An 11,029-nucleotide genomic window follows, 5' to 3' on the forward strand; every position below is an offset into this window, starting at 1 on the left:
CGTTTCATGCCAGATCCGCCGGTTCGGCATTCCAGGTCTCGATCCGCACGGGCATTCCGGCGGTCGCAGCAAGCGTCCGCTCCTCCCCGGGCAGCAGCGGTCGGGGGTCGCCGCCGACGCTCAGGATGCCGGGCGCACCGACCGGCCGTGGGTCGACCAACCGCACGGTCAGGGCGGCATTCGGGCCGTCATTGCGCACGCGCACGCCTCCGGTCGCGTCACGAGCGACGGTCAGAACGGGTGCCGGCACGTCGAAGAGCGCGGCCCAGTCCGCAGTCGCCGCGGCGAGCATCCGTTCGCGGTCGAGCTCGCGGCCGTCCGCATCCCGCCAGTCCGCCTCCCACAGGAAGACGTCGGGCAGGTCGGTGGTCGCGACCTCCAGCGTCCCGACGGGTTCGGGATGCCGCACAACGCCCGCGCGCACCTCCCGCGAGGCGAGCACGCCGCCGTCGAGCCCGCGAGCCCGCAGCGTGAGCACGGACCCGGACGGTAAAGGATCCTCCGCCCACAACCACGCCTCGACCGACGCGACCGCCTCGCCGCCCCACGCAGCCCGCGTCACGCGGAGCGTCGCCCGCCGCCGCTCGTACGCGCGGGCGACCGCGAAGTACGCGGGTTTCGGGTCGCCCCGGAAGTCGACCGCCGCCGTGCACCACGCGTTCGGGTAGCTCTCGTTCAGCTGCCACGGCAGCACCATGCTGCAGCGCGGCGAGCGCCGCCGGTCCGCCTCGACCGCGTACTGCAGCCCGGTGGCTTGCAGCAACTGGGATGCGCGGTTCAGCGTCTCGAGCGTGTCCGGACGCCCACCGAACAGCTCCACCACCTGGTCGGCGTTGTTCCACCACTCCCCGAGGTGCCGGTACACCGGGTTCGTCCGGTTCGCGGGCCAGCGATCCGCCTCGGGCACGAGCGCATCGAGCGACCGCAGGTTCGTCATCCCCTCGACCCCGAACTCGGTGTGCGCAAGGTTGGTTCCGGCGTTGGCGAGCGTGTACTGGCCGACGAGGCCCTGGTGCTCCCAGGGTCCGTGGACGTCGTGCTGCCCGTCGGGGTTCGCCTCGATGCGGTCCAGCCGGTTATGGAATTCCGGACCCGTCGGCGACGTCGGCAGCCACCCGCGGCCCGGATCGAGGCGCGCGACCGCGTCGGAGAGTGCGGCCAGCACGGGCGAACGGTCGTCGGAGAGCGGCACCCCGCCGTCGTCGAGCTCGTTCCCGCCGCCCCAGAGCAGCAGCGACGGATGGTGCACCCGGGTCGGGATGAGCGCCTCGGCCTCCGCGCGCATCAGCGCCACGAACTCCGGGTCGGTGCTGGGCACGCTCTGCATCCCGGAACTCGACTGCGAGAACTCCTGCCAGACGAGCAGCCCGAGGCGGTCGCAGGTGGCGTAGAAGTGCTCGGTCTCGATCAGCCCGCCGCCCCACACGCGCATCAGCCGGGCGCCGGAGGCCGCCGCCAGGCCGAGCAGGTGCTCGACCGTGCCCTCGTCGATCGATCCGAAGAGAGTATCGGCGGGCGTCCAGTTCCAGCCGAGCAGCGGGACGGTCACGCCGTTCACGACGGCCGTGTACGGGAGCGCGTCCGCCGGGGCGCCGGGGTTCGGCACCAGCGCGGCGGTCCGGAAGCCGACCCGACGCTCGGTGCGGTCGGTCTCGCCCTCGTCGTCCGCGAGGACGACCGTCACCGTGTACAGCGGCTGGGCGCCGACCGTATTCGGCCACCACAGCTCCGGGTTCGGGATGCGCAGCTCCGCCGAACCGTCGGCAGCCGGGACGCGCCGCTCGGCGACCGCCCGTCCGTCTCGCGTGACCGTGACCGTGACGCTGAGCCGCTCGTTGCCGCGCTCCGCCAGCGGCGCCTCCCACACGACGGCGACGACCCCGTCCCCACTCCGGCCCATCCCGCCCAGGTGCGACATCTCGTCACCATTCGGCCCGGATTCGCGCACCGGCTCACGGTACGGCGCCTCGGCCACCGACGCGCTTACCGTCACGTCGCCGAGCAGCGCGCGCCCGATGCGCAGGCGCGCGCTCTTCCAGACGCCCTGGTGGCGGAGTCGCGGCGAGAAGTCCCAGCCGTAGCCGAGGCGCGGTGTGTGAACGCGAACGCGCTCGGTCCGTCCGACCTGCGGCTCGGAGTCCGGCGCGGGATGCACGCGCAGGGCCAGCTTGTGCCGCCCGGCCGAGCGGAGGGATGCGTCCAGCGGCACCCGCAGGCGGTGGTACAGCCCGCGCACTGAGCCGATGCGCTCTCCGTCCCAGTAGACGTCGGCTCCCGGGTCCACGCCGTCGAACTCGAGCACCGCCACGCCGTTGGCCGCGTTCGCATCCAGCTCCACCGCGCGCCGGTACACCCACGAGCGCTCGGCCACCCACTCGGCCGCGCGCGAGTTGCGGCGGACGCGTGGATCGGGCAGCTCGCCCGCGCGGTGCAGGTCGTCGACGACCGCACCGGGCACCCGTGCCGGCAGCCAGCCGGGCGCGGCCGCGATCGCCGCAGACGCCTCGGCCACGTTGTTCCCCGCCTCGGGCAGGGGCGCCCCGAGGTACCACTCGGCCGTGTCGCCGAGGGCTTCGCGGATGGTCCAATCGTCGCCGTCGAGGGTGATCGTCGTTGAGCTCACCCCACGATCATGCCCAATCTGGGAACGATTCCAGAAATTTGCGTCAGGGACTATCGACTGCTCCCGAGCAGAAGGTACGCTTTCGTGGTTCGCGCGCATCGAATACCAGGCAAGGAGGCCTTGACAGGCATGTCCCACCCACTCGCTGTCGCAGCGATCGGCTTCTGGCACGTCCACGCAGGCGACTACGTGCGCAACGTCCAGCAGCATCCCGACACCACCCTCATCGCCGTCTGGGACGACGACGAGCAGCGCGGCCGCGCGGCCGCAGACGAGTTCGGCGTGGAGTTCGTCGCCGACCTCGACGAGCTGCTCGCCCGCCCCGAACTCGACGCGGTGACCATCACCACGGCGACCGACCAGCACCGCGACGTCATCGGACGCGCCATCGCGGCAGGCAAGCACGTCTTCACCGAGAAGATCCTCGCTCCGACGGTCGCCGAAGCGGAGGAGCTGGTCGACCTGGCCCGCGAGGCCCGCGTCGCACTCGTGGTGTCCCTCCCCCGGCTCTCCGACGACTACACCGTCGCCATCGAGCGCATCCTCGACGACGGCACGCTCGGCGAGCTGACCTACTCCCGTGTGCGCCTCGCGCACGACGGCTGGGTCGCCGGCTGGCTGCCGGAGCAGTTCGCCGACCCGGTGGCCGCGATCGGCGGCGCCCTCACCGACCTGGGGTGCCACCCGGTGTACCTGACGCGGCTGTACCACCGCGCCGAGCCGCTCACCATCTCGGCGGCCTACGGGCACGTCACCGACCGCGCGGTCGAGGACAACGCGGTCGTCACGGCCGAGTTCCCCGGCGGACGCATCGGCGTCTTCGAAGCGAGCGTCGTCACCACGCCGGGCGCATTCACGATCGAGCTGCGCGGCACCGCCGCGACGGTCATGTTCGGCTTCGGCGGCGAGCGCCTTCTCGCGAAGGGCGGCGCGTTCGGCGACGAATGGCAGGAGCTGCCCCTCCCGGAGCGGCGGCCCGGCGCGTTCGCGCAGTGGGTGCAGCACATCCACGACGGCACGACCGCCGACGACAACCTGCGTCACGCCGTCGAGCTGACCCGCATGGTCGCCGCCGCCAACGAGTCCGCTGCAACCGGCCGTGCTGTCGCGCTCACCGGACAGCCGGCGCCGGTCGCCTGACCCGCCGCAGCATCCCACTCCCACCCCTCATTCCGTGCATCCGCACGCCCATCCACTTCTGCGAAGGAGCATCACCATGCCCAGCAACACCGTCCGTATCGGTCTCATCGGAGCCGGCGGCATCGCCGGAGCCCACGTCGCCGGCTACCTCCGCAACCCGGAGACCGTCACCTTCGCCGCCGTCGCCGACCCCGTCCGCGAGGCCGCCGAACGCCGGGCCGGCGACAGCGGCGCCGAGGTCTACGCCGACTACACGACCATGCTCGCCGAGGCCGACATCGACGCCGTCGACATCTGCCTGCCCCACCACCTGCACAAGGATGCGATCGTCGCCGCCGCCCGCGCCGGCAAGCACATCCTGTGCGAGAAGCCGCTCTGCCTGACCCCGGAGGAGGCCGCCGAGGTGGATACCGCGGTCGCCGAAGCCGGCGTCACCCTGATGTGCGCGCACAACCAGCTGTTCCTCCCGGCCGTCGCCACGGCCAAGGAGCTCATCGACTCCGGCGTGCTCGGCCGGGTCTACGAGGTGCGCACCACCGACAGCTTCTACAACGACTTCGACCCGTCGAACATGGGATGGCGGGCCCACGCATCCACGAGCGGCGGCGGCGAGCTGATCGACACCGGCTACCACCCGACGTACCTCCTCCTGCACCTCGCGGGCGGCTCGCCGGTCGAGGTGACCGCGATGCTCGCGACCCACCGTCTCTCGTTCATGGAGGGCGAGGACTCCGCGCAAGTGCTGGTCCGCTTCGACAACGGCGTGATCGGCAGCCTCGTCACCAGCTGGGCCTACCAGCCGGCGGACGGCACGGAGAAGTTCTCCGTGGTCGGCGAGTTGGGCAGTCTCACCAGCGACGGCACATCCCTCAGCTACCGGCTGCGCGGCGAGTCCGAGCCGACGGTGCTCGAGCTTGCGCCGGTCCACGAGTTCCAGGAGGAAGTGGGCCACTTCGCTCGCAGCATCCTCGACGGCACGCGCCCCCTCCACACGCAGAAGGAAGGGATCGAGGTGCTCGGCATCATCCTCGCCGCCTACGAATCGGCGCAGAACAGGACGATCGCGCCGGTCCGCTCGGTGCGCGAACTGGTGACCGCCTCCGCGCCCGAGAGCTGAGTTCGCAGAAAATTCACCCTGGGGTGAATTCAGGTATATCCAGCGGGTCGGGCGCGGAGTTACAGTTCAGCATGAGCATGCAGCGGACGGGGGCCCGCAACCGGTCACTGGAGCCCCATCGTCAAGATGATTTCGTCGCCGTCCCGTACCTGCGGCAGGGCCAGCTGATCTCCCTGATCCGGTGGTCACTCGTGTCAGGCGAGTGGAAGTACACCACGATCCTCGCGGAGTACCTCCATCGCGACGAAGGGTCGTGGTACCTCGTCATCAACGGCAGCCGCGCCAAGCTCGACCGCTCCGAGTGGGCGATCTTCAACTGACGGTCCGACCTCTCCGCCGAAGGCTCTCTCGGCGGAGAGGTCGCGGCACCGCCCCGCGCCGCCTCCCGCTCCACCGCGCGCCCCGGCGGTACTGTTCCCCGTGTGACCCAGACCGAGAAGCGGGAGCGGTCGGCCCAGCCGGAGCATCGCTGGCCCGCCGTGATCGCCACGCTCGTCGCCCTGGCGGCGTACGCGTTCCTCCCCAGCGTCGTCCCCCTGCTGGAGCGGTACGCCGTCGTCGGAGTGTGCGTGCTCATGGTCGTCGCGCTCGTTCTCTACAACCCGCACCGGCTCACCCGGGAGTCGCGGTGGTCGCGCCGGGCCGAGATCGCCCTCTCGATCTTCATCCTGCTGGCAAACCAGATCGCGTTCGCGGAGACGGTGGTCCGGCTGCTCAACAAGCACGGCAACGGGTACGAGCTGCTGCTCGCCTCGCTGCAGGTGTGGCTGACCAACGTGATCGCCTTCGCGCTGGTGTTCTGGGTGCTCGACCGCGGTGGCCCGGTCGCCCGCGCGACCGTCCCGCGTCCGAAACTGGCGCTGGCGGACTTCCGTTTCCCGCAGGACGAGGATCACGACGCCGTGGACGAAGTGGCGCGCGGATCCAGCAAGCAGGCCGACTGGGTGCCGAACTACATCGACTACTTCTACTTCTCGCTGTCGAACTCGATGGCGTTCAGCCCGACCGACACCATGCCGCTGACCCACCGCGCGAAGCTGCTGATGTCGCTGGAGTCGTTCGCCGGCTTCGCGCTCCTCGCCCTCGTGATCGCGCGCGCCGTCTCGCTGATCGGCTGAGCGGTGGGCGACCCCTCCTGTGGATGTCGTCCTCCTGCGTAATCACCCGCTCCTTCCCGAGTCCTTATTAACGAGCGCTCAAGCGGAGGAGACCGTCGATGAACAAGGCCACCAGACGTCGCGTCGCGCGGGCTGTCGCCGCAGCGGCAGCCATCGCCGCGGTGCTCGGCGGAGCGAGTGGATGCGCGGGAGCCTCACCGGCGCCCGCCGCCTCGACCTCGGCTCCCGCATCCACCGGTGCGTCGGTGTGGAAGCTGCCCTCGGGCCCGCGGATCGTGTTCCGGAACACGGCGCCGGGGCCGGACTCCGGGCTCGTCGCCTCCGTTCCCCTCTCGTCCCCGCAGTCGAAGCGGACCGTCTCCGACCTCGCCTGCGAGCGCGTGTACGCGACCCGCAAGGCGCTGTCGTGCATGAGCAAGAGCGGGACGAACCCGATCGGCTACCGCGAGACGCTGTACGACGCGGACGGGGTGGAGACGCGGTTCTGGCCGCTGCCCGGCGCGCCGAGCCGGACGCGCCTGTCGCCCGACTCCAAGCTGGCCGCCTGGACCTCGTTCGTCGACGGCGAATCGTATGAGGGCGTGAAGTTCTCGACCCAGACCATCATCACGGCGCTGTACGGCACGTACTACGGGCCGCTCGACGCGTTCACCTTCCTCATCGATGCCAAGCCCTACACCGCCGTCGACCTCAACTATTGGGGCGTGACGTTCACCGACGACGGCAATACGTTCTACGCGACCGCGGCTTCGGCCGGCCGTACCTGGCTGGTCAAGGGCAACCTCCGCGGGCGCACGCTGGTGGCCCTCCACGAGGGTGCCGAATGTCCATCGCTGTCGCCCGACGGCACCCGTGTCGCGTACAAGAAGAACCTCGGGACGACGGATGCGCCGCGGTGGACCCTCGCGGTGCTCGATCTCGCATCGGAGAAGGAGACGGTGCTCCCGCTCGAGGGGAACGTCGACGACCAGACCGAGTGGCTGGACGACCGGACACTGCTCTTCGGCCTGCCCGCTGCGGGAAAGGACGGGGACTTCAACGTCTACTCGGCGCCGGCGGATGGTTCGGCCGCCGAGGCGCTGCTGATCGAGCACGCGTGGTCGCCGTCGGTGGTGCGCTGAGGCCTGAGCGCTGCGGGCAGTCGGGGGCGGGCCGTAGGCTGCCGGCAGTGGACCGCGAGCTGCCGGTCGCGCGGCTGCCGGTCTCGCGGCTGCCGGCTGCCGGTCGCGGGGCTGCCGGCTGCTGGTCGCGCGGCTGCCGGTCGCCGGTCGCCGGGCTGGCGGCTGCCGGTCGCGCGGCTGCCGGTCGCCGGTCGCGGGGCTGCCGGCTGCTGGTCGCGGGGCTGTCGGTCGCGGTCGCGGGGCTGCCGTTCGCCGGTCGCCGGGCTGGCGGCTGCCGGTCGCCGGCCGTGCGGCTGCCGGCTGCCGGTCGCCGGCCGTGCGGCTGCCGGCTGCCGGTCGCCGGCCGTGCGGCTGCCGGCTGCCGGTCGCGCGGCTGCGGGCCGCCGGCCGCGGGGCTGTCGATCACACGGCGGAGTGCAGGAAGACGGCGACGGCGACGTTCAGCGACAGCAGGGCGAGCAGCAGGATGTTGAGGTAGCCGATCACGATGGCCGTCTGCGCGACGGCCCGGCCCCGTCCTCCGTCGTGCTGGAGGGTGCGGGTGATCTTGTGGGCGAGCGGGATGGCGACGATGGGGAGCAGGAAGGCCAGGATCAGCGCGACGACGGCGACCGGGTGGACCCGTCGGGGCACGACCGTGGGGAGCGCGTAGTCCGCGACGTACTCGGACGCCGTGTGGGGCGCGGGCACTCCGACAGCGGACTCATCGAGTCCGTCGACCTCGTCGTCGCTCAGCGGGCGAGCTTTCAGATGGGACATGTCTGGTTCGGAACGGACGCGAAAGTCTCTCGCGCCGACGAGATCGGCGCGAATTGGTTGAGGGGCCAGAGTTTGAGTGCTGCCTGGCCGACCACATCCACGATGGGGACGAACCCCTTGGTGGGCAGGTCTTGCGTATGGCTGGAGTCGCGGGAGTTGTAGCGGTTGTCTCCGAGAACCCAGAGCTCTCCTGCGGGAACGGTGACGTCGAACTCGGCGGACGCCGGCTGTCCTTCGGGGATGACGGCGTACGGCTCGTAGAGCTCGACACCGTTGACCGTGACGTGGCCGTTCGTGCTGCAGCAGGAGACCTTGTCACCCGGTATGCCGATCACGCGCTTCACGAGGTAGTCGCCGGTGCCGGCCGCCGCTGCGCCCGCCGCGCTCGCACTCGCGGAGGGGGAGCCGTCGAGCCAGCCGCCGGGATCGCTGAAGACGATGACGTCGCCTCTGCTGATGGGCGCTGCCCCGTAAGCGAGCTTGTTCACCAGGATGCGGTCGTCGGTGTGGAGCGTGTTCTCCATCGAGACGGAGGGCACGGTGAAGGGGGTGACGATGATGTTCTGGACGAGGATGGTCACCGCGAACGCGACCACGACGAGGAGGGTACCGAGGATCACCCGGCGGCGGGTGCGGCGGCGGCGCAGCATCGCCCTCCGCGGGTGCCTGCTGTCGGCCAAGCGCCCCCGTCGACCGCGGGTCTTGGGGACGAGCGCGACGTGGCGGGATCGCCGCGCGTGCCTCTGGTGCTCGGAGTCGTCGAGCGCGACGGGGTTGCTCGCCGAGACGGGAGGGGCGAACGCCTGCGTCTCCGCGGTGGGCATCGGCGGGGCCGTGACATCTGGGCCCGCCTGCGCGGGCGCTGCCTGCGCGGGCGCTGCCGCGTGTCGGTTGGCGCGACGGGAGGTGGGCCGCGGTTCAGCGACCCGTGGATCCTCGCTCGGCTGCCGGGTGGTGGCCGGTGCCGGGGCATGCGTCGCGGGTGCCGCAGGAACGGCGGGCGCGGCCGGAGCAACGGAGATGTGTGCGGCTGCGGGCGCAGCGGCGGGCAGCGGTGCGCCCTCCGGGGGCAGCGGCGCGGCGCCGGGCGTCTGGACCTGCGCGTCGGCGTGACGCGGATCGTGAGGCGCCGGAGTGGCCGTGCGGCTCTGCGGCGGTGCGAGTGAGACGTGGTCGGTGATCGATGCGGGTACGAAGCTGGTCTGGATGGTGCCGAAGTCGTCGTCTTCTTCGCGGAAGGAGCGCTTGTCCCACCAGACGACGCCGAGTTGCTGGTTGCGGCCGTGGAAGTCGCCTCCGGCTTCCATCACGGCGAGGTCAATGACGCCGTACGGTCCCGCGTCGATGACGGTGCGGTCGGACTCGGTGATGCTCGCGGCCGTCCACGCAGCCGGACCTTTCGGGGCCGTGGTCGTGTCGTTTTGCTCGCGCCAGGAGAGAGCGTCAGGGACGACGCTGGAGCGGTTCGCCGGCGGTACGTACGAGGAGCGTCGCTGCTTCGACCTCCTCGACGGGATGCGAGGCATCACGGTCATCTCGCCTCCCTTTCTGAACGCTGGTGAGACACGGGTTCACTCACTTAGACGGAGCCGGCGGCGCTCCATGACGCGGAATGCGAAGATTCCGATCATGTGAGCGCCGCCGTTGTGGTCCCTTACTTCTTGGGGACGACGGCGCCGAGGACGCAGGACACGGAGTCCGCGTTGGCGGGGAGGGTGGCCGTGGTGGTCCACTCCTTCTTGTCGCCGGCGGCGCCCTTGACGGTGGTGACCCCGCGCCCGTAGACGGACGAGTTCTTGGAGTTCACCCAGCTGACCGACACGACGACGTCGCCTTCGGTGTCCTTGGGCATGGTGACCGTGCCCTTGGCGGTGACGCTGGAGCCGGTCGTCTCGCAGCTGTCCATCTTCGTGGCGGAGATGACGCCGGTGCCGGTCGGGATGGTCGGCAGTGGCGTGGAGCCGCCTGCCGCCGCCTTGTTGCCACCTGCGCTGCTCGACGACGGCGACGTGCTCGGGGTGCCGGTGCAGCCCGCGAGTCCGGCGACGGCGAGGGCGGCCGCGGCGATCGGGAGGATGAGGTTTCTTCTCTTCGTCATGGTGTGATCCTTTGCTTCACGGAACGGTTGTTCAGGGTGCTGGGTTGGGCCCCGGGAGAGCGGACTCTCAGGGGACGATCGTGACGCTCGTGCCGAGGGGCAGAGCATTGACGGCCGTGACGGCCTCGTCGGACAGGCGGATGCATCCGTGCGAGATGCTGCCGCTGTGGGAGGGGAAGTAGTGCATGCCGATAAGTCCTCCGTCCTCACCCTGGAACGGTTCGTCCTGAGCGGACGCGTGCAGGGATGTCAACTGAATCGGGTAGGTCGCCTGGCCCTGTTGGGGGTCGAGGTACCGCTCTTGCAGGTAGCCGGTCACTCCTGTCGGGGTCGGGGTGCCCGGCGCTCCGACGGCGACGTCGAACGTCTGCTCGACCGTGCCGGAGAAGTCCTCGATGCGCAGCTTCTGCTCGCCCGTCGACACGACCACGCGGCGGTCGAGCGTCGTTGTCCGGTCGAGGGCGTCGGTCCGCACCCATCCGGCCGTCTGTGCCGGCGCTGCGCCGTTCGACTGGGACGGCAGCTTCTGTCGGGCGGGTGTCATGACGAGCGTCCACGCGCCGTCGGAGCGCACGGGGACGATCACGGTCGGCCGTCCGGTGAAGTTCATAAATGCGAAGCGGGCGACCGCGACGTGTTCGTCGTTGTAGATGGGCGTGTCCGTCGCGATGGTGTAGACGTCGTGCGAGACGGGGGGCACGTCGGAGCTCGCGTACGGGAGAAGTCCGGGGATGACCGCGTCGTACCGGGCTTCGGGGAGTGCCGCGACCTGGTCGGCGGTCAGCGCCGTGTGGTCGCCGGCGCGCACCGCCACCCCGCCGTCCTGCGTCGAGGAGCCGGAAGCGCGGTCGGCGCCTTTCTGCTGCGGTTGCGCGACGACGGTCGCCACGGCCCCGGCCGCGAGGACGACCGCCGTCGCCCCGAGGACGACGGCCATGACCAGCCGGCGCCGGTGTCGGCGCCGGCGGTCACGCCGCGGGTGTTCGGGCAGCTCGGTCATCCCATCCCTCCCTCCGAGGACGGCGCCTGCATCGCCATGGCCTCACGGCCCGC

At 70.9% G+C, this 11,029-nt stretch carries 10 protein-coding genes; 5 read left to right on the forward strand and 5 right to left on the reverse strand.

What is annotated here, in order from left to right:
- Positions 1-4: 4 nt before the first annotated feature.
- Positions 5-2,623, reverse strand: coding sequence for a glycoside hydrolase family 2 protein (locus ABIC47_RS06045; RefSeq protein WP_354478306.1), 2,619 nt, complete (start codon positions 2,621-2,623; stop codon positions 5-7).
- A 129-nt stretch (positions 2,624-2,752) separates the two neighbouring features.
- Between ABIC47_RS06045 and ABIC47_RS06050 the strand changes: the two genes are divergently transcribed.
- The 5 genes from ABIC47_RS06050 to ABIC47_RS06070 all read left to right on the forward strand — a co-directional run bounded on the left by ABIC47_RS06050 (position 2,753) and on the right by ABIC47_RS06070 (position 7,119).
- A complete protein-coding gene (locus ABIC47_RS06050) occupies positions 2,753-3,763 on the forward strand; it encodes a Gfo/Idh/MocA family protein (protein ID WP_354478309.1) in 1,011 nt (336 codons plus the stop codon).
- Positions 3,764-3,839: 76 nt separating this feature from the next.
- Complete coding sequence (locus ABIC47_RS06055; protein WP_354478312.1) at positions 3,840-4,880, forward strand: Gfo/Idh/MocA family protein; 1,041 nt, start codon at positions 3,840-3,842, stop codon at positions 4,878-4,880.
- Between the two features lie 71 nt (positions 4,881-4,951).
- The gene (locus tag ABIC47_RS06060) at positions 4,952-5,200 is read left to right on the forward strand and encodes a hypothetical protein (RefSeq protein ID WP_020076270.1); all 249 of its coding nucleotides are present in this window, start codon (positions 4,952-4,954) and stop codon (positions 5,198-5,200) included.
- Between the two features lie 102 nt (positions 5,201-5,302).
- Positions 5,303-5,998: a hypothetical protein gene (locus tag ABIC47_RS06065; RefSeq protein WP_354478316.1), complete on the forward strand. Its 696-nt coding sequence runs from the start codon at positions 5,303-5,305 to the stop codon at positions 5,996-5,998.
- A 98-nt stretch (positions 5,999-6,096) separates the two neighbouring features.
- The gene (locus ABIC47_RS06070; protein WP_354478318.1) at positions 6,097-7,119 is read left to right on the forward strand and encodes a TolB family protein; all 1,023 of its coding nucleotides are present in this window, start codon (positions 6,097-6,099) and stop codon (positions 7,117-7,119) included.
- Positions 7,120-7,521: 402 nt separating this feature from the next.
- On the opposite strand, the gene ABIC47_RS06075 is transcribed toward ABIC47_RS06070, so the two are convergent.
- The 4 genes from ABIC47_RS06075 to ABIC47_RS06090 form a co-directional block, all read right to left on the reverse strand.
- On the reverse strand, positions 7,522-7,878 hold the full coding sequence (locus tag ABIC47_RS06075; RefSeq protein ID WP_018192757.1) for a DUF4190 domain-containing protein: 357 nt from the start codon (positions 7,876-7,878) through the stop codon (positions 7,522-7,524).
- The gene (gene lepB, locus ABIC47_RS06080) at positions 7,866-9,413 is read right to left on the reverse strand and encodes a signal peptidase I (RefSeq protein WP_354478322.1); all 1,548 of its coding nucleotides are present in this window, start codon (positions 9,411-9,413) and stop codon (positions 7,866-7,868) included. Before lepB ends, ABIC47_RS06075 begins: the two co-directional genes overlap by 13 nt.
- Positions 9,414-9,532: 119 nt before the next feature.
- Entirely contained in the window at positions 9,533-9,976 is a 444-nt protein-coding gene (locus ABIC47_RS06085; protein ID WP_354478325.1) for a hypothetical protein, read from the reverse strand.
- 67 nt (positions 9,977-10,043) lie between these two features.
- Entirely contained in the window at positions 10,044-10,976 is a 933-nt protein-coding gene (locus ABIC47_RS06090; protein WP_354478328.1) for a L,D-transpeptidase, read from the reverse strand.
- Between the last annotated feature and the right edge of the window lie 53 nt (positions 10,977-11,029).

The organism is Leifsonia sp. 563 (assembly GCF_040545055.1).
Classification (GTDB): domain Bacteria; phylum Actinomycetota; class Actinomycetes; order Actinomycetales; family Microbacteriaceae; genus Leifsonia.

Bases quoted from the DNA above. Each gene is read 5' to 3' on its own strand.
- ABIC47_RS06060 (WP_020076270.1), top strand. From the start codon at position 4,952: ATGAGCATGCAGCGGACGGGGGCCCGCAACCGGTCACTGGAGCCCCAT.
- ABIC47_RS06050 (WP_354478309.1), top strand. From the start codon at position 2,753: ATGTCCCACCCACTCGCTGTCGCAGCGATCGGCTTCTGGCACGTCCAC.
- ABIC47_RS06090 (WP_354478328.1), bottom strand. From the start codon at position 10,976: ATGACCGAGCTGCCCGAACACCCGCGGCGTGACCGCCGGCGCCGACAC.
- ABIC47_RS06070 (WP_354478318.1), top strand. From the start codon at position 6,097: ATGAACAAGGCCACCAGACGTCGCGTCGCGCGGGCTGTCGCCGCAGCG.
- ABIC47_RS06085 (WP_354478325.1), bottom strand. From the start codon at position 9,976: ATGACGAAGAGAAGAAACCTCATCCTCCCGATCGCCGCGGCCGCCCTC.
- lepB (WP_354478322.1), bottom strand. From the start codon at position 9,413: ATGACCGTGATGCCTCGCATCCCGTCGAGGAGGTCGAAGCAGCGACGC.
- ABIC47_RS06055 (WP_354478312.1), top strand. From the start codon at position 3,840: ATGCCCAGCAACACCGTCCGTATCGGTCTCATCGGAGCCGGCGGCATC.
- ABIC47_RS06075 (WP_018192757.1), bottom strand. From the start codon at position 7,878: ATGTCCCATCTGAAAGCTCGCCCGCTGAGCGACGACGAGGTCGACGGA.